General features: G+C 48.3%; 15 protein-coding genes, 2 tRNA genes and 1 pseudogene. 9 read left to right on the top strand and 9 right to left on the bottom strand.

Annotated elements, in window-relative coordinates:
* Positions 1 to 67 precede the first annotated feature (67 nt).
* Complete coding sequence (locus tag AC4GL5_RS05185) at positions 68 to 1,684, bottom strand: diguanylate cyclase domain-containing protein (RefSeq protein WP_490381726.1); 1,617 nt, start codon at positions 1,682 to 1,684, stop codon at positions 68 to 70.
* Between the two features lie 510 nt (positions 1,685 to 2,194).
* On the opposite strand from AC4GL5_RS05185, the gene AC4GL5_RS05180 reads away from it, so the two are divergent.
* From AC4GL5_RS05180 to AC4GL5_RS05170, 3 genes and pseudogenes are all read left to right on the top strand, one after another.
* Positions 2,195 to 3,274 carry a Glu/Leu/Phe/Val dehydrogenase dimerization domain-containing protein gene (locus AC4GL5_RS05180; RefSeq protein WP_490381725.1) on the top strand — a complete coding sequence of 360 codons (1,080 nt, stop codon included), beginning with the start codon at positions 2,195 to 2,197 and terminating at the stop codon, positions 3,272 to 3,274.
* Between the two features lie 158 nt (positions 3,275 to 3,432).
* Entirely contained in the window at positions 3,433 to 4,752 is a 1,320-nt protein-coding gene (locus AC4GL5_RS05175) for a sodium-dependent transporter (RefSeq protein ID WP_490381755.1), read from the top strand.
* A gap of 109 nt (positions 4,753 to 4,861) precedes the next feature.
* Positions 4,862 to 5,680: pseudogene (locus tag AC4GL5_RS05170) on the top strand (IS110 family RNA-guided transposase).
* 353 nt (positions 5,681 to 6,033) lie between these two features.
* Here AC4GL5_RS05170 and AC4GL5_RS05165 read toward each other — a convergent pair.
* The 4 genes from AC4GL5_RS05165 to AC4GL5_RS05150 form a co-directional block, all read right to left on the bottom strand.
* On the bottom strand, positions 6,034 to 6,948 hold the full coding sequence (locus tag AC4GL5_RS05165; RefSeq protein WP_490381724.1) for a GGDEF domain-containing protein: 915 nt from the start codon (positions 6,946 to 6,948) through the stop codon (positions 6,034 to 6,036).
* Positions 6,949 to 7,110: 162 nt separating this feature from the next.
* Entirely contained in the window at positions 7,111 to 7,815 is a 705-nt protein-coding gene (gene hda, locus AC4GL5_RS05160; protein ID WP_490381723.1) for a DnaA regulatory inactivator Hda, read from the bottom strand.
* Positions 7,816 to 8,327: 512 nt separating this feature from the next.
* A tRNA-Ser gene (locus AC4GL5_RS05155) sits at positions 8,328 to 8,418 on the bottom strand.
* Positions 8,419 to 8,675: 257 nt separating this feature from the next.
* Positions 8,676 to 8,766: transfer RNA gene (locus AC4GL5_RS05150), tRNA-Ser, on the bottom strand.
* Between the two features lie 145 nt (positions 8,767 to 8,911).
* On the opposite strand from AC4GL5_RS05150, the gene AC4GL5_RS05145 reads away from it, so the two are divergent.
* The 6 genes from AC4GL5_RS05145 (at position 8,912) to AC4GL5_RS05120 (ending at position 12,381) form a co-directional block, all read left to right on the top strand.
* The gene (locus AC4GL5_RS05145; RefSeq protein ID WP_490381722.1) at positions 8,912 to 9,577 is read left to right on the top strand and encodes a Bax inhibitor-1/YccA family protein; all 666 of its coding nucleotides are present in this window, start codon (positions 8,912 to 8,914) and stop codon (positions 9,575 to 9,577) included.
* Between the two features lie 143 nt (positions 9,578 to 9,720).
* On the top strand, positions 9,721 to 10,113 hold the full coding sequence (tusD, locus tag AC4GL5_RS05140) for a sulfurtransferase complex subunit TusD (protein WP_490381721.1): 393 nt from the start codon (positions 9,721 to 9,723) through the stop codon (positions 10,111 to 10,113).
* A gap of 2 nt (positions 10,114 to 10,115) precedes the next feature.
* Complete coding sequence (gene tusC, locus AC4GL5_RS05135) at positions 10,116 to 10,472, top strand: sulfurtransferase complex subunit TusC (RefSeq protein ID WP_490381720.1); 357 nt, start codon at positions 10,116 to 10,118, stop codon at positions 10,470 to 10,472.
* Positions 10,473 to 10,498: 26 nt separating this feature from the next.
* Positions 10,499 to 10,789 carry a sulfurtransferase complex subunit TusB gene (gene tusB / locus AC4GL5_RS05130; protein ID WP_490381719.1) on the top strand — a complete coding sequence of 97 codons (291 nt, stop codon included), beginning with the start codon at positions 10,499 to 10,501 and terminating at the stop codon, positions 10,787 to 10,789.
* A gap of 1 nt (position 10,790) precedes the next feature.
* Positions 10,791 to 11,120: a TusE/DsrC/DsvC family sulfur relay protein gene (locus AC4GL5_RS05125; RefSeq protein WP_490381718.1), complete on the top strand. Its 330-nt coding sequence runs from the start codon at positions 10,791 to 10,793 to the stop codon at positions 11,118 to 11,120.
* A 190-nt stretch (positions 11,121 to 11,310) separates the two neighbouring features.
* The gene (locus tag AC4GL5_RS05120) at positions 11,311 to 12,381 is read left to right on the top strand and encodes a 3-deoxy-7-phosphoheptulonate synthase (RefSeq protein WP_490381717.1); all 1,071 of its coding nucleotides are present in this window, start codon (positions 11,311 to 11,313) and stop codon (positions 12,379 to 12,381) included.
* An 85-nt stretch (positions 12,382 to 12,466) separates the two neighbouring features.
* Here AC4GL5_RS05120 and hisA read toward each other — a convergent pair whose 3' ends face one another.
* From hisA to AC4GL5_RS05100, 4 genes are all read right to left on the bottom strand, one after another.
* Positions 12,467 to 13,228 carry a phosphoribosylformimino-5-aminoimidazole carboxamide ribotide isomerase gene (hisA, locus tag AC4GL5_RS05115; protein ID WP_490381716.1) on the bottom strand — a complete coding sequence of 254 codons (762 nt, stop codon included), beginning with the start codon at positions 13,226 to 13,228 and terminating at the stop codon, positions 12,467 to 12,469.
* 211 nt (positions 13,229 to 13,439) lie between these two features.
* Positions 13,440 to 14,474 (bottom strand): ABC transporter substrate-binding protein, encoded by a 1,035-nt coding sequence (locus AC4GL5_RS05110; RefSeq protein ID WP_490381715.1) that lies wholly within the window; start codon positions 14,472 to 14,474, stop codon positions 13,440 to 13,442.
* A 3-nt stretch (positions 14,475 to 14,477) separates the two neighbouring features.
* Positions 14,478 to 16,457 carry an MFS transporter gene (locus AC4GL5_RS05105; protein ID WP_490381714.1) on the bottom strand — a complete coding sequence of 660 codons (1,980 nt, stop codon included), beginning with the start codon at positions 16,455 to 16,457 and terminating at the stop codon, positions 14,478 to 14,480.
* 48 nt (positions 16,458 to 16,505) lie between these two features.
* Complete coding sequence (locus AC4GL5_RS05100) at positions 16,506 to 17,336, bottom strand: hypothetical protein (protein ID WP_490381713.1); 831 nt, start codon at positions 17,334 to 17,336, stop codon at positions 16,506 to 16,508.
* Positions 17,337 to 17,343: the final 7 nt, after the last annotated feature.

The raw sequence follows: 17,343 nt of genomic DNA, 5'->3' as shown, positions 1-17,343 counted from the left end.
AAATGTTGGGGTACGGTTCAGAACTTGCCTGGCTTTTTCTTTTAAAGCGATACCATCGTAACCCAGATCAGAGCTTACGATTCAGATCCTTACGGGGAGTAAAGTTTTCCTGATTCGCACTAACCACCTGATTACGGCCTCGATCTTTCGCACAATAAAGCGCCTGATCCGTCAGATCCAACATATCGTTCTCAGTAATGTGGGCCTCAGGAACCAGACTGCAGACACCGACACTAATGGTCACGACCTCAGAAACAGATGACTTATGATGCGGAATCGCCAGCGACTCCACCAGCTCACGACACTGATTAGCAATTGTCAAAGCTCCAGACTCAGGGGTATTGGGCAGCAATAAAATAAACTCCTCACCACCAAAACGAGCAAAAAGATCACCAGGACGATTGATCACTGAGGACACAAGTTCTGCAATATTACGCAAACACTCATCCCCCTGAAGGTGACCATACTGATCGTTGTACTGTTTGAAAAAGTCCAGATCAAACAGTACCAGTGAGATGGGTTGCTGCTCACGCTTGGTTCGCTTCCACTCCTGAATAAAGCTTTCATCAAAGAAGCGACGATTAGAAATCTGCGTCAGGCCATCAGTTTGCGAAAGGTGTGCAAGCTGTTTATTCGCTGCCTGCAGAGCACGGTTGCGCTCTTCCGCAACAGACTCAATTTCAAAACTACGCTTTGATAACATACGCAGATAAGCAGCCACAAGACCGGTGATCATAAGGCCCACCATCATAACCACATAAGCCAGCTCGCTTTTGCGCTCATTCATAAAGCCTTCTGAGGGAGCAACAACCAGTTGCCAGTTACGGCCACCCACGTCATTGATCATGTAGCGCTGCTGCATATCCATTACAGGAGGAGTCACAGGCTGACGAACAAAAAGCAACGCCTGATCACTACCTTTATCCTGAAGTGTCGCCGTATCCAGTAGCGCGATATGCAAGCCAGCACTACGCCCTCCCATCAAAGCCTCCTGAACCAGCCGATTGAGAGTAAACTGACCCGCAACGACACCTCTGAGCTCACCTGCCTGTCCATTTGAAAGGGATTCAAATACAGGTAAAACAGCCATAATATGTTTCCCCTCAGCACCCTCCGTCTTCAAAGTCATAGGTTCTGTAGCTGTCAATTCAGAACTTTCTGACGCTTTGTTGATTGCAGCCAGCAGTGGCGCACTGGATGCCAGATCAAAGCCTGTCCGGACCTGCGACATTCCCTTATCAGCCTGATATGCCACGGGGAAATAACGTCCCCGGACCGCGGCAGGTACCCAGCGGTTCTTATCAGAGATTTCCTGAATAGCAAAACGCGAGTCTGAAACTCTTTGCGATTGAACAAAACGCTCTCGGTCACGCTGATTCACCAACGGAGCCCACTGCAGATAATGCAACTCCGGATGACGGGATAAAGTGCTGCCTGCTACTCGACTAAACTCTTCCGATGATACCGAAGACGATCCTGCAAAAAGCCCCTGCATCACATAAAGAGCTTCAAAATTAATTAACAACTCTCTGGAAACCTGATAAGAGAGTTCCTTCATCTCTCCTTTAAGCTGCACCCGAATCGCATCCTGCCTCAATGCATCTATATTCCAAGCGACCAGAGCAGAAACAATTAAACCGATGACCAGAGTGATGTAACTCAGCCTGTTTGAATATGCCTTCATCCGCTTCTTATCCTTATAACTAAACCAATCAGAGACAAAACAATGCCCTCCAGCGACAAGTATATGCCTTTTATATCAGCCTTACCCTAGGTTAATAGAGGCAGGGAGTGCTTTTTATTTAAAAAACACTAGGTTCTTTTTTTAAAGCAAAGACCAGTCAATTCAACCTGAAATATAAAAATATACAGAAATATAAACAAAAAAAACCAAGTAACAAAGACGTGTATTCTGGTAACACCAAAGTCTATAAAAAACTGGCACGCTAACTGCAAAACTAGATAACTTGTTGTTTTATAATGATTAATAAATTGTTGGCATACAATATGTCTCTATCTGACAGCTGTATATATCACGCGACGCCAAACGACACTCAGGCTTGGCCTATATTCAGATGACGGATCCATCTGCAATTAAGACGCAACGATCTATCACAGCGCAGAGAGCTGAAGACGTCATAAGCGCTTCAGCTCTGATAAGGCCATAAGCCTAAAAATAAGAACGGAGTACGCCATGAACGTATTTAGCCATCCCGATTTTGACGGACACGAACGCGTCCTGTTTGGTCACGACCCCAAGTCCGGCCTCAAAGCTATTATTGCCATCCACAACACCAATCGTGGTCCCGCACTGGGCGGCTGCCGCATGTGGCCTTATGCCTCAGAAGCTGAAGCACTGAAAGATGTGTTGCGCTTATCCAAGGGCATGACTTACAAATCTGCTTTGGCAAATCTCCCTCTCGGTGGCGGTAAAGCCGTTATTCTTGGCGATCCCCGCCAGCACAAAACCCCCGAACTGCTACGCGCTATGGGACGTTTTATCGAATCTGCAAACGGTCACTACATTACAGCTGAAGATTCCGGTACCAGTGTTCCGGATCTTAAAATCATGACGGAAGAAACCTCTTACGTTGCCGGCGTAATGGAAAAACCTTGTGCTGATGGCCATCTGAGAAGTGGCGATCCATCACCTTCCACCGCTTATGGCGTTTATCGCGGTCTGATGTCTGCGGTTGAGTTTCGACTGGGCCGTACCGATCTTTCCGGCCTTAAAGTGGCCATTCAGGGGGTTGGCAATGTAGGTTTCAGCCTGGCTCGTCATCTGCATGAAGCCGGTGCCGAACTCTGGGTAACCGACATTTACGACGACATGGTTCAGCGCTGCGTAACAGAACTGGGCGCTAAAGCCGTTTCCTCTGACGAGATCTACGGCCTGGACGTTGATGTATTTGCCCCCTGCGCAATGGGTGGCATTTTAAACAGCCAGACGGTGGATCAGCTGAAAGCCAAAGTGGTGGCCGGTGCTGCAAACAATCAGCTTGAATCCCCCCTTCATGGCAACCAGCTTCGTGAGCGAGGCATCCTGTACGCCCCGGACTACGCTATCAATTCCGGCGGCATCATCGATGTATGTTATGAGCGGATGGGGAATTTTGACCCGAAAGCCGTTAATGACCATATCGAATCTATTCACAGCACTCTGATGGAGATCTTCACCCGAGCTGACAGCAAGGAACAACCTACCCATGTTATTGCAGATCAGGTTGCCCGGGAACGTTTCAGCCATCCGGAAAAGATAACTCAGAGCGCTTAATTTCATCCCCCCCTATCAGTTCGGCCTCCCCTTATTTAAGGGCGAGGTGTACCGAGCTATTGCTTAAAAAAACCGAGGAGAAACTCGTGTCTAAAACAACTACAACAAACACCACCGGGCATCAGGGCCTGCATTGGTCCTCCCGCTGGGCATTTATTATGGCTGCAACCGGTTCTGCAGTCGGCCTGGGTAACATCTGGAAATTCCCTTACATCACAGGTGAAAATGGTGGTGGTGCGTTCGTACTGGTCTATCTGGTATGTATCGCCGTTGTTGGTCTGCCTATTCTGATGGCAGAAGTACTTCTGGGTCGTAAAGGTCAGAAGAGTCCGATTGCCAGTATGCGTGATCTGATTCGTCAACATAACGCCAAATCAGGCTGGGTCTCTATCGGTACTCTGGGTACGATTGCAGCATTCCTGATCCTCTCCTTCTACAGCGTAATTGGCGGCTGGGCCATCAACTACGTGGGCTACACCATCAGTGGTGATTTCGTAGGCCAGACCAGCGATGCTGTTGGCGGTATCTTCGGCGCTATGCTGGGCGATCCAGCAGCACTGCTCTTCTGGCACAGTGTCTTCATGGTGTGCGTACTGTTTATCGTGGCGCACGGTGTAAAAAGCGGCCTAGAAAAAGCCGTAACCTACCTGATGCCAGCTCTGTTTGTACTTATGCTTGTTATGGTAGGTTATGCGATGACAACTGACGGTTTCGCACAGGGCGTTGACTTCCTGTTCAACCCGGATTTCTCAAAACTAAGCTCTGAAGGTGTTCTGAAAGCACTGGGTCACGCCTTCTTCACTCTGAGTCTCGGTACCGGCGTTATGATGGCGTACGGTTCTTACCTGGATCAGGATGTATCCATCGCAAAAACCTCCATCACCGTTGGTGTTATGGATACAGTTGTTGCTCTGGTAGCTGGCATGGCGATCTTCCCGATCGTATTCTCTAACGGCATGGAGCCAAGTGCCGGCCCGGGTCTGATCTTCGTATCCCTGCCAATGGCTTTCGGTAGCATGTCAATGGGTACCCTGATCGGTACACTGTTCTTCGTGCTGCTGGTATTTGCGGCACTGACTTCTGCAATCTCTCTGCTGGAGCCTTCTGTAGAGTGGCTGGAAGAGCGCAGCGGCTTCAACCGTATGACAGCAACACTGGTTGCTGGCGGCGCGGTATGGTTTCTGGGTATCGCAACCGTACTGTCTCTGAACGTATGGTCTGATGTACACCCACTGAGCATGTTTGCAGCATTTGAAGGTAAAACGATCTTTGACCTGCTGGACTACATCACGGCTAACATCATGCTGCCTCTGGCTGGCCTACTGGCCGCACTGTACGTAGGCTGGGTAATGAAGAAAGAAGATGTTGCTGCTGAGCTGAATATGTCTCAAGACGCAATGTCTCTGTTCTGGAACGTAACCCGCTACGTGACTCCTCTGGCGGTTATCATCGTCATGTATAAATCAATTACTGGTTAAACATTAACTCCCCTGCCCGAGCTTTTCTAACAGAAAGCCGGGGCTTAATGAGATGGCGCCCCTTATTTCAGAGTAATCTGAAAGTGAACTAAAAAGAGAGGGTCATCTCATGTCTACTATCAAAGTACTTGGTATCGATTTAGGCAAGTCTTGTTTTCATCTTATTGGTCGAAGTGATCTCTCAACTTCCTTGTTGTCATATCGCGTTTGAAGCCTGTTGTGGGCGCTCATTGGCTGGCACGCCAGTGCCAGCAGCACGACCATCAGGTTTGTTTAATCCCACTCCAATACGTGAAGAAGCCTATGTCAAAGAGCTCACGGCTACGATGTCTCGCCTTGGTGCTATTTTGCTGGAGTTCGAAGTGTCTTTGCCCAAAGGACATGCCACGTTGAAACCTTGTTCTGCTGGTTGGCGCAGCAACGAGGCCTTCTTTTACCTCAGGCTCTGTTCATCGAGCTTCAGGAGGCACACGACCATTATTGCTACCTGAATCAACGTATTACCGTTCAGGATCAGAAAATCAAAGCCTGGGTTGAGCAGGATGAACTCTGCCAACTGGTGAAAACGATACAGGGGGCGATATGGTCTCCAGCATACTGGCCGCCAGTGTTGGCGATGGGCGTCAGTTTAAAAACAGACGGCACATGGCTGCGTGGATGGGGCTGGTGCCTCGACAGTACTCAACCAGCGGACGTAATACGTTGCTAGGCATCAGTAAGCGAGGCAATAAACGATTACGCAGTCTCTTTGTCATGGCGCAAAGAGACTGCGCTAGCCCACTGGAAAGAAGAAACAGGCCTGTTCAATCAATGGTTGGACAGGTTGCTTGAAACAAAGCCGTACAACGTGGCTTATGTCGCTTTAGCCAATAAGCGGATGCCTATTGCATGGGCAGCGCTTAGCAGTAAAACCGCGTTTAAGGCTTGAGTGATCACCGGGTTTGCAGGTACTAGTGATGATGAAAACGGTTGAACCGTCCGGATAGGATCCCGTTCTCTAAAAACAGTAGAAATTACTGTGGTCTTTTTAGGGCTATCTGGCGCGGATGCTCATCGAGGAGCGGAGGATAAGCCCAAAGAGACTCCGAATACATTAGCGCAAAACCACCTCGTCGTTGTAAAGTGCTTGCAACAACGAGGGGAGCCATACATTTTGTAAAAGCCTAGCTTCGCCGATACAAACAGTACAGAAAGATAAAAATAGAGAGACAACAAGGAATAAAAAAGGCAAAACTCTTTGAGATCTGCCTAGTTATCAAGCTATTTATACTGAATTGGCAGCTAAGCATCCAGCTTAGGATTGAGTAAAGTCAACAGCTCATCCCCCTGTAGACGACGATCACGGTAATCAGTACCGACACGCTCAAGAAGCACTTCAGGGTCAACTTCGGGGTTACCAAAATAAATCCCCATACGGGCTTTTACTTTCAACTCAGGCCACTCAGGATAAGAAAGGCGGGCAATAGCACGCATCAAATGAGAAACCAGCTCCTGTACTGAACTCTTAGTTGCCAGAGGCAGCAACAAGCACAATTTTTTACCGGAAAAACGGGCGGCATATTCAGGCATTTCAACAACCCGTCTAACAATTTGTCCAGTATGCAGCAGAACTCTTTCTCCAGCTGGCTGACCGTATTGCTCATTTATTTCCGGCATGTTTTCCATGTCAAGCAACATTAGCCCAAAAGGTTTTTTTGTTTCCATCGCCTTAGACATAACACCATGCATATAAGGCAGGAAGTATACCCGCTGCATAAGACCTGTTGCGGGATCCAACATCGAGTCCATTTGAGCCTCAGCCAACATCTCATGCATCTGATCTGTTTCAGCCATACGCTCAGTCACATCATGACCAGAGATAAGAATCATATCATTATGATCAATATCAACACGTTGTAACTGAAGATAATAATCACGCATGCCAATCAATTTTGAGACCAGAACCGTATTCATCGTCATGGATTTATCGGCTGAAGACGACAAATTATCCAGAATGGCTGTCAGTTCAGGCGCAGAGAACTCCGGAAAAAGGTGATGCGGAGAGAGGTTGCAGATCTCACCATTGGCATAACCAAGGGAAGTTTCCGCAGCAGAGTTACTGTAAACAAAGCTGAGGCTTTTAGGATCAAGAAGTAGCAACAACTCCCGGGACTGAGCAATTGCAGCCCCGATAAGTTGATCTGAAACAGCCATCATAGAACTCTCCTTACGCCTTTTGTTCTTATCAGGAAGTTAATAAAAATACCTGTATCCCTATCCCAATAAAAGCATCAAAAGGTAACGTTTTGTCTTTATCTGTCCATGAATCACGTAGGCCAGTGTATCAATTTTCGAAAAAATCAGAAAATTTTCTTTGTACTACCAACGAAGTGTTTCTTTAACAAATGGAATGGTTAGTTTTCTCTGAGCCATCAAAGACGCATGATCCAATACTGACAACATATCAAACAATTCACGAAGGGTTCGCGGGCTTCGATGCAAGATATAGCGAGCCACCTCATCCGTTAATTCCAGCCCACGCTCACGTGCTCTTAGTTTAAAAGCTGCAGTTTTTTGCTCATCATCAAGCTTATGCAAGGCTGACGTTACCCCCCATGCCAAACGCGATGACAAGTCAGGCAGCTTAACACCCAGCTTCGCCGGTGGCGCATCCGCTGAGATTACCAGAATCTTTCCGGCATCACGCAATCGATTGAAACAGTGAAACAGCGCGATTTCCCACTTGGCACGCCCCGCAACAAGGTTTAGATCATCAATACAAACAAGATCAAGCGCCTCAAGGCCTTCCAGAAGATCCGGAGACAAAAGAGCGAGTTCATCAAGTGGCAGATAGACAGAACGCAGCCCTGCCGCATCAGCCTGATGGCACAGCGCCTGAAGCAGGTGACTTTTGCCGGAATCATGCGGGCCGTAGACATACTGAAATGCCTCTCCCGCCCCCCCGATAAGGGTACGCAGAGCATCCAGAAGATAACCGTTATCTCCCGGATAAAAATTGGCAAAGGTCGCATCGTCTCTCAGACCAATGCTTAACGATAGCTGCGAAGCTTGAAATTCAGCCATATTTCAATGACTTACCTTAAAAAACCCATCATGAGGAATAAATTAGCTGCTTTAAACGATAAAAGAAAGCCTCTTGTTCATTTATACAGCAATTTAATAGCACTTGTCCCGCTGGATTGGATTCAGCTTGACCTGACCAAATAGCAAAGAGAGAAAGCAGATCCATAAGCCTCAATACATCTCGGATCAGAACCAGCCAGCAGCAACACCCAACCGATAGGCCAGCGCCGCGCTGGTGGCCACCCATAGCAGTTTGACCCAGAGGGGAAAACGTAGGGAAGTATCATCGCGCATAACAGCAACTCCTTTTGTCTATGCGTTTGTCAAAGGCGAATCTTAGTCAATACAGACGGGAAAAATAACTAGGATGAACCCCAGCTCTCTAACCTTTGACTATAAAAGCCAGCCGATTTCGTCCTTAACGGCCAACAATTTGAGGTGTAAATAACTTAACGAATAATGAATACAGAGGCAAAAAAAAACCTGCTCTACAGAGCAGGTTTTTTGAAAAATGGCGGAGGGACAGGGATTTGAACCCTGGAAGGGCTATTAACCCTTGCCGGTTTTCAAGACCGGTGCTTTCAGCCGCTCAGCCATCCCTCCAGCAAGAAGGCATTATACGGATAGTTTTTCACAGGTCAACACCAACATGAAAAAAATCTTTAGATTCAATAGGATGCCACCATATTGAGCAACAAAACTGTATCCAGGAAATTGTACTTGCCACTTTGAACATCTGATTCATATGTAGCTTAGGATTAACCGACAACCAATACTTGAGACCGTTTAAAGGCGTACCGACAGACCGAAACTAAAACGAAAAAAGGCGCAACACCTGAATGTTGCGCCTTTTTAAATAATGGCGGAGGGACAGGGATTTGAACCCTGGAAGGGCTATTAACCCTTGCCGGTTTTCAAGACCGGTGCTTTCAGCCGCTCAGCCATCCCTCCAGCAGATGCGTATGATACGCAGATATTTTTTTTCGTCAACAGTAATTTCTTGTTTTTTATCAGATTATCCGGGGCTTTAACTTTTGAACGGAAACAGACAAAATAGGTCAGAATTATGGATTACAGAGAATAGAGGAGCTATTCAATGGCTATTGAAGAGTACAAAACCTATAGTTCGGCTTCTGCCGAGCCGGTTAATAAAGTAATTCGCAGTACTTTTATGCTGTTGGGCATGACCTTGGCATTTAGTGCACTGACGGCATTTATCTCTGCTGCAATGGGCCTAGGGCGAATGAATATCTTCGTGTTCCTGATCGGAGCCTACGGTCTCATGTTCCTGACCCACAAAACTCAGAATAGCATTTGGGGGCTGGTAAGCGCTTTTGCTTTCACCGGTTTTATGGGCTTTACCATAGGCCCTGTTGTTTCCATGTACCTCTCACTGCCTAACGGTGGTCAAGTGGTTACCACGGCTCTGGCAAGTACGGCTGTTATTTTCCTGGCGTTGTCAGGCTATGCTCTGACATCCAAAAAGGATTTCAGCTTCCTGAGTGGCTTCCTGTTTGCGGGCTTTCTGATTCTGGTCGGAGCAATGCTGGTGGGTATCTTCTTTGAGATCCCTGGCCTGAGCCTTGCAATCTCTGCAGGTTTCGCACTGTTTGCCTCTGCCGCCATCCTGTTTGAAACCAGCCAGCTGGTTAACGGTGGCGAACGCAACTATATCATGGCCACAATCGGGTTATATGTTTCCATCTATAACCTCTTTATGAGCCTGCTCCACTTGATCGGCGCGCTGAGTGGAGACGACTAGAACAAGCTTTCTGAGCTATACTAGGCGCCCTGCACTGCAGGGCGTTTTTGTTTCTGAACGTTGATTTTTGCCTAAAAAAATATCGGGTGCACAGATACGCTTTATTCCCTGATATGTCCGGACAAACTAAGAGTTCAAAAGAGATGAATTACAGCATTGCCATCTACGGCGGTCCGTACAGTGACCAATCTGCTCATAGCGCACTGCATTTTGCTAAAGCGGCGCTACTGCGTAATCACAGTATCCAACGGGTATTTTTCTACCATGATGGCGTGTACAACAGCTCAGTTCTCGTCAGCCCGCCTCAGGATGAGACCAATGTATCGACACAATGGCAGGATCTGGCGAAAGACCACAATATCGAGTTAGTGGTCTGTATCGCAGCCGCCGTTCGCCGAGGCCTTATGGATGAAAAAGAAGCCAAACGCTACGGCAAAAGTACTCACAATCTGGCCGATGGCTTTACTCTGTCCGGCCTTGGTCAGCTGATCGACGCTGGCATGACCTGCGACCGACTCATCACCTTTGGAGCCTGATCATGTCTGACGTGCTAATTATTTTCCGCAAACCGCCAGTCGGCACATCCTGGGCAAGAGAAGCTCTGGATCTGGCCTTGGTCGGCGCAGCTTTTGGTCAGCAAGCCTCTCTGGTCTTTATGGGAGACGGTATTTATCAGCTGTTAGGCAACCAGCAGCCGGATCAGGTTGAGCAAAAGGGTACGCAGGCGATGATGAAGGCGCTGCCGATGTATGACATCGACCAGGTCTTTGTCTCTGAAGAAAGCCTTAATGAGCGCGGCCTGAGCAAAAAACAGCTTGGGTTTGATTGTGAGCTGATTGGCCAAACAGAGCTGCAGGCACTGCTCAAAACCCACAAACAGGTTTTTAACTTTTAGATGCTCACAGCAGAGCGAACAGAAATATGATTCTACATACTGTAAACAAGTCGCCCGCGACCACCTCTACTCTGAAGGAATGCCTGTTCAGCGCCAGTAGCGGCGATCAGATTCTGTTGATTGAGGATGGCGTTTATGCCGCCACTCAGGCTTTCTCTGAATTGTTAAGAGACGATCTGAGCTATTTTGTGCTGTTAAACGATATGGCCGCCCGAGGCCTTAATAACAGCCTTATCTCCAAACAATGGCAGCCTGTTGATTACGAAGGCTTTGTTGAACTTACTGAGAAAGCAGACACCGTCTGCAGCTGGTTTTAAGATGCTGAACCTTGCAGACAAGCAGATTCCGACTGATGAAGAAGGTTATCTGGAGAACCTCTCCGACTGGCGACCAGATGTGGTCGAGCTGCTTGCCCAGACAGAAGGGCTGACGTTAACAGAATCCCATTGGGAGATTCTCAACCTGTTACGTCAGTTTTATCAGGAGTTTGAGCTCTCACCTGCGATGCGTCCGCTGGTAAAATATATTGGGATACATCTCGATAAAGACAAAGCGAAAAGTATTTACCTGATGCAGTTGTTTGGTGAAAGTCCGGCAAAAACAGCCAGTAAGCTGGCTGGGCTTCCAAAACCGACCAACTGTCTTTGAAATCGGATTGGCTGTGCCAGCGGAAAAGACGATTTTGCGCCGACACACCGTCCCGGATATTGAATTTATCTGCCAAAGTATAGAGTTAGCCTCTATCACTTGGCCGATAAAAACAATATTCTACTAAGAACAATAACTTAAGAACAAAACCCTAAACGATTCATACAGCTAACATAGGATACGATTTCAGATGCCTAAAACTCGTCTGACCAATGTCAATGTGGTGTCTCAGGATATCCTGATCACCCCGGAAGAACTCAAGAAAAAGATTCCGTTAACAGATCCTGCCCGCGCATCAGTGGTTGAGGGTCGAGAAACTATTCAAAACATTCTGGATGGTAAAGATCAGCGCCTTTTTGTGGTCGTTGGCCCTTGCTCCATCCACGATGTAGAAGCCGCTAAAGACTATGCCAAACGTCTGAAAGCACTTTCTGACAAGGTCAGCGACACCCTGTATATCGTAATGCGTGTGTATTTTGAAAAGCCACGTACCACGGTAGGCTGGAAAGGTCTGATTAATGATCCGCACCTGGATGACACGTTCGAGCTGGAAGAAGGCCTGCACATCGGCCGTCAGCTGCTGGTAGATCTGGCTGAGATGGGACTGCCCCTGGCGACAGAAGCACTGGACCCTATCTCACCTCAGTATCTGCAGGATGCGATCGCATGGTCTGCGATTGGTGCCCGTACTACGGAATCTCAGACCCACCGCGAAATGACCAGTGGTCTGTCTATGCCGATCGGCTTCAAAAACGGTACCGATGGCGGCCTGGAAGTGGCCACTAACGCCCTGCAATCGGCCTCCCACCCACACAGCTTCCTGGGTATTAATCAGGCGGGGCAGGTTGCGGTTATCCGCACCAAAGGCAACCAGTATGGTCACGTTGTTCTGCGTGGCGGTAACGGCAAGCCTAACTATGATTCCGTAAGTGTTGCTCTGTGTGAAAAAGATCTGGATAAAGCCAAGCTGCCTAAGAACATCATGATCGACTGCAGCCATGCCAACTCCAATAAAGATCCGGGCCTGCAGCCTCTGGTGATGGAAAATGTAACCAACCAGATTCTGGAAGGTAACAAGTCCATCGTTGGCCTGATGATTGAGAGCAACATCGGCTGGGGTAACCAGAAAATCTCTGCAAATCGTGACGAGATGCAATACGGTGTATCCATTACCGATGCCTGTATCGACTGGGATACCACAGAAGAAACACTGCTGAAAATGGCAGAGAAACTGCGCCCGGTACTGCCTGAGCGTCGTTAATCGCCCGACACCGGACGACAGAAAAAACAAAGGCCCTGACAGAATCGCTGTCAGGGCCTTTTTTTAATGCTCAGAGCCAGAGAAATCAGTTCTGCTGATTATTCCACTCAATGCACTCTTTCAGCGTGACACCGCTGCCACCGAAGATATCCAGTGCACTACCGATCGTCAGATCCACCTTACCGCCTGAAAGCTCATCAACACGCTTCAGATCCTCCAGCGAGCGCGCCCCACCGGCGTAGGTCACCGGAATCGGACAGGCTTCTCCCAGTAAACGCACCAGATCTTCATCAATGCCTGCCTGCAAACCTTCCACATCGGCTGCGTGAATCAGAAACTCGGCGCAGTGACTGCTTAATTCCTGAAGTGTTTGCTCATTTACCGCCAGCTCTGTCACCGTTTGCCAACGATCTGTGGCGATATTCCAGCCCGACTCAGTGCGACGACAGCTCAGATCCAGAATCAGACGCTCTTTGCCGGTCACTGCTTTAACGGCTTCCAGACGCTCCCAACTGAACTCGCCACCCTCAAAAAGATAAGAGGTCACAATGACATGAGAGGCTCCGGCATCCAGGTAAGAGGCGGCATTGTCAGCGTTCACTCCGCCACCAAACTGCAATCCATCAGGCCACGCTGCAAGCGCTGCAAGCGCCGCCTCCTGATTACCGGGTCCTAATGCGATCACATGACCACCGGTCAGCTGATGTTTACGATAAAGTTCAGCGTAATAACGGCTGCTGTATTCACTAACAAAATTAGTGTCTGCACCTTTATCATTCAGGCTGCCACCAACAATCTGTTTAACCTGCCCCTGATGCAGATCGATACATGGACGGAACTGAGTCAAAATTTTACTCCAACGAATTAAGAAGCAACTTAACGGGCTATGCTTTGCGAACCATAAAGAGAGACACGGTCAAGTAAGGGCTCATCCGAAACAGAAAACGACGGAAATAAAAAAGGCCCGCGCAAACGGGCCATTGTAGCAGAACTCATATCGACAATCCGGCTTAGATTTCTCCGTCGTGGACCTAAAACTTTAACTCTTAGACGGCGCTCTAATCCTTAACCACTTCAGCAGTTTGCATAATCGTAACCGGAGGGTATCGATCTAACAACTTGGCAGAGTTCATATTGACGATAAAACTAAAGCGCTTGAGAGTTTCAACTGGCACCTCAGAGACCGCTTTACCTGCAAACAAAATCTGCTGCGCTTTGTAGGCCGCAAACTGACCCACATTATAGTATCGGCTGACCAACCCCATGTAAGCACCCGCTTTACGAATCGGTCCCTCGGTCGCAGAAAATACCGGTACACCAACCCCGTGACTGGCGCTGACCAGAGACTTTGCATTCGAGATCAGAAAAGAGTCAGAAGGCAGATAGGTGATGTCCGCTTTCTTATCCGTCAGAAAACGGGCGAACGCTGCGAAGTGATTACTCACGTTAATTTCGTCGGCATCCGGTAATGGAAAGCGAACCAGATCAAGCCCAGCCTCTTCACAGGCTTTTTGCAGGCCCTGAACCTGAAGCGTAGAGTTCTTTTCTTTAGGGTTGAAGATAACCGCAACCCGTTTAATGCCACCTAACTCCTGCATTGCGGCCACCTGAGTAGCAACCGGCACCAGATGAGACGTCCCCGTTACGTTACGGCCCGGCATCTGATAATCAGAGACTATGCCTGCACCTTTCGGATCAGCCACAATATTAAAAACCAGTGGAATAGAACGAATATACTCGCCCGAATGGCTATCAGCTTCCGTGCCCACCAGGGTTGATGTCACCGTTGTGCCAAAGCTATACACCAGATCCGGCTTGCGCTTAATAATATCATCACGAATTACAGCCACCTGCTGACGGCTCTTGCCCGCATTTCGAATCACGAACTCCACAGGATCGGGCTGGTTCATCATAGAATCCATAAACCCCCGCTCTGCTTCCGTTACACCACGCCACAGTACCATATACACCTGTTTAACTGGCTTGGCCTTAGTTTCGTCAGCACTCGATGTTGAGATCCCAAAAGTGACCATAACCAACATCGTCAGCAGATAACCTATCATCACACGAAGAGAAGAACCGAATTTTGTCACCGCTTATGCCTCCTGTAACTGGCGCTGATCCATGGTGCGGAACATGAGATAAAGGACAACAAGAAGTATCAGACTGGTCGCAACTCCGGTTGATAACCAAAGAAATGAGGACTGAAAACCTAACAAACTGATCAGCGTCGCAGCCACAAGGGGGCCGGCGATGTTACCGATACGCTCAGTAAGTCGAAAAATACCGATGGTTTTACCCAGTGTCAGACCATTCTTGAGCTTCACCTTTTCCGTCAGCAACGATAGCTGAGGCGAAACGCCCACCGCATGGGCGACACCCAGAAGTAGTACACCGGTAAACATGCCATAAACCCCTGGTATCAGGTAAACCGCAAACAAAGCTAGTGCTGATAAGCCACCGCCAAAAATAATAAAGGCGGTCTTATTTTTCAGGCGATCTCCCAACCAAGCGCTTAATGGCGAGATCAGCACAATAGCCAGACCATAAGCCATCAGAATACGACCAACGGAAGACTGATTGGCACCGAGCTGATTCAGATAAACCGGCCCAGTGTAATAGAGGAAGCCTGTCAGTAAGAGTTTTGCCGGAATTGCTGATAGGAAGGTGATCAACAGGAAATACTTATCCGTCAGCAGAGTGGTGAAATCTTTGAACGAAAGCACCGCGGGGGGTGGTGCGTTAGGATCCACCACCTTGGCTTCAAAGAACTGCATAACAAAAACTGCAGAAGCCAGAGACAGAGTTGCCGACAAGATAAAAGTGGCTTCGAAACCGATACGATCAGAAAGAATACCGCCAATCGCTGCACCACAAAGAGAGCCCGAGAAAAAACCCGACAAAAACATCGCCATACCCCGGGTTCTGTTCTCAACTGTCGTATTATCCGTCACATAACCCTGAGCAGTAATAAACACAACGCCATATCCCACGGCAGTGATAGAACGAACAATCAACAGCTGCCATAGGTTGTCACACCAGGCCGTCAGAAAGAGCCCCATTGCTGTCAAACCAGCCCCTACCATAAAGGCCTTCTTTCGGCCAACGCTGTCGGACCACTGCCCCGCTACTGGAAGAGAAAGCGCCCAGACCAACATAAATACCGAGATTGGCAAACCAATTACCAAGCTCGGAGATAAACCAGGGATAGGCTCATAAAGGGCATTAACATAAGCAGGAAAGAACGAAAGTGACATCGACTCAGAAAAGATCACCAGAAACAGAGGCGGACGAACAAATGAAAGTCGTGCCAGTCCCACCTGTTTTGGGCTGCCATCAGGCAACTGATAACCAAGATCCGCACGACGGCCTGTGGCTACGTTTTTAAGTCCCTCGGTCATACTGCCAATCGCAGCCGCCACTCGATTCCCCAGATGAGACAGTTCGTCTTTACCTGGAAAATACACCACTTCACGCAGGTCTTTTTCCGCCACCCTATCCAACATGGCATGAATACCCGCCATCGGAGTTTTAATATGGTAAGTGGTAATAAACATCAGCAACTCCATCGCCAGCAAAAGAGTAACGACCAGAATCGTTGCGATGTCATAACCAATCTCTTCAAAAACCTGTGCCATAAAACCCGGATCAAATCCAACCCATACCTCTGCAAGGGTCTGGCCATTTTGCATCAGAGGATAGCGATAGAGTGCAAACTGCTTTTCAGCCCACGCCTGACTGACGATCCGTTCATGACCTCCCGCTTGGGCCTGATACAGCAAGGTGTCAGATTTCGGCTCATAGATCGCCAGAAACTCCAGATCTGCATGTCCCTGAAGCCGACTGGACAACACGTCTTCCATACGGCCAAAGCGCTCCAAAGGAACCCCCTGATCCAGTAGATGCAGAACCAGACGATCAGTCGACTGCGCAACAATGGCCGCTTTCTCCTGTTGCGCTGGTTGAAGAGAATCTTTAATCAGTCCCAGAGAGATCCAGGCACTGGCAGCAGTTCCGAGGACAATCACCAGAACCGCTATAAATACAACACTACCGGATAAAGAGATACGCTTCATACTTCAGCCCGAGAGAACCTTATCAGTGTCAAGCCCTGCAACAACTTCTTATTGCTGAGCCGAATCTGAGTTTGATGACGCTTTCCGTGCCTCCTGCACTCGGTCATTTAATAACTGAAACCGGGCTTCCAATTCATCCGGTTGTTGAGAAAGATCATCAGAATAATCTGGCGAAACCTCACCCTGTAGCTGCCGATCCAGATTTCCACCAAGACGGAGGATCTGTTTACGCAAACGGCGCATCATCATCCACAGAAACAATAATCCAACCAGAGCACTCACAAAAACACCGAGACTGGAACGCAAGGCCTGCTGTTTGAGCAACTGTGCATTCTCGGCCTGATAAACACCACGGTTATAAGCCAAAACGACAATACCGGACTGGACATCGAAGGTATTAAAAAGAGGCTCTGCTACCAGTAAGTAATTATCCGTCTCCTGAATCAGCAATTGGCTTTTATCGCCACTGTCCTCAACAGCTTTCTGTTCGAACCAGACCTCCGGAACCTGCGTTTGAATATCACCCGCACCCGCCTGAAATACAGCCTGCTTCTGGTCAGAATACACAACCGCTTTATCAATAGCCTCATCGGCAGCGACAAGAGTCCTAAGCTGTTCTCCGGTTTCAGACAAACTGCTCAGTGGAAGACCAAGACCAGTCCCGTAATCGATGCCTAACCGGACTTCGTCCAGCATCACCTGTAAACGGGAACTGATCAGCTCCCGATGGCGCTTCTCAAAGTTAAAATACGCCAGTAACGCACTGAGACTGACACTAAAAACAAGCACAAAGACCAGAGTAAGACCCAGACGCCCCATCAGAGAGCTGGCTTTACTGCTATTTTTATTCTGATCAGACTGAGATATCACTGAGGCCATCACAAAC

Source organism: Oceanospirillum sp. (genome assembly GCF_982874595.1).
Note: the sequence above shows the minus strand (reverse complement) of the source record. Positions and strands in the feature narration are given on the sequence as shown.

Excerpts from the sequence above, each read along its gene's own strand:
- tusD (WP_490381721.1), top strand. The coding sequence starts at position 9,721 with ATGAATTACAGCATTGCCATCTACGGCGGTCCGTACAGTGACCAATCT.
- AC4GL5_RS05180 (WP_490381725.1), top strand. The coding sequence starts at position 2,195 with ATGAACGTATTTAGCCATCCCGATTTTGACGGACACGAACGCGTCCTG.
- AC4GL5_RS05175 (WP_490381755.1), top strand. The coding sequence starts at position 3,433 with ATGGCTGCAACCGGTTCTGCAGTCGGCCTGGGTAACATCTGGAAATTC.
- tusB (WP_490381719.1), top strand. The coding sequence starts at position 10,499 with ATGATTCTACATACTGTAAACAAGTCGCCCGCGACCACCTCTACTCTG.
- AC4GL5_RS05105 (WP_490381714.1), bottom strand. The coding sequence starts at position 16,457 with ATGAAGCGTATCTCTTTATCCGGTAGTGTTGTATTTATAGCGGTTCTG.
- AC4GL5_RS05145 (WP_490381722.1), top strand. The coding sequence starts at position 8,912 with ATGGCTATTGAAGAGTACAAAACCTATAGTTCGGCTTCTGCCGAGCCG.
- hda (WP_490381723.1), bottom strand. The coding sequence starts at position 7,815 with ATGGCTGAATTTCAAGCTTCGCAGCTATCGTTAAGCATTGGTCTGAGA.
- tusC (WP_490381720.1), top strand. The coding sequence starts at position 10,116 with ATGTCTGACGTGCTAATTATTTTCCGCAAACCGCCAGTCGGCACATCC.
- AC4GL5_RS05120 (WP_490381717.1), top strand. The coding sequence starts at position 11,311 with ATGCCTAAAACTCGTCTGACCAATGTCAATGTGGTGTCTCAGGATATC.
- AC4GL5_RS05165 (WP_490381724.1), bottom strand. The coding sequence starts at position 6,948 with ATGATGGCTGTTTCAGATCAACTTATCGGGGCTGCAATTGCTCAGTCC.
- AC4GL5_RS05125 (WP_490381718.1), top strand. The coding sequence starts at position 10,791 with ATGCTGAACCTTGCAGACAAGCAGATTCCGACTGATGAAGAAGGTTAT.
- AC4GL5_RS05100 (WP_490381713.1), bottom strand. The coding sequence starts at position 17,336 with ATGGCCTCAGTGATATCTCAGTCTGATCAGAATAAAAATAGCAGTAAA.
- AC4GL5_RS05185 (WP_490381726.1), bottom strand. The coding sequence starts at position 1,684 with ATGAAGGCATATTCAAACAGGCTGAGTTACATCACTCTGGTCATCGGT.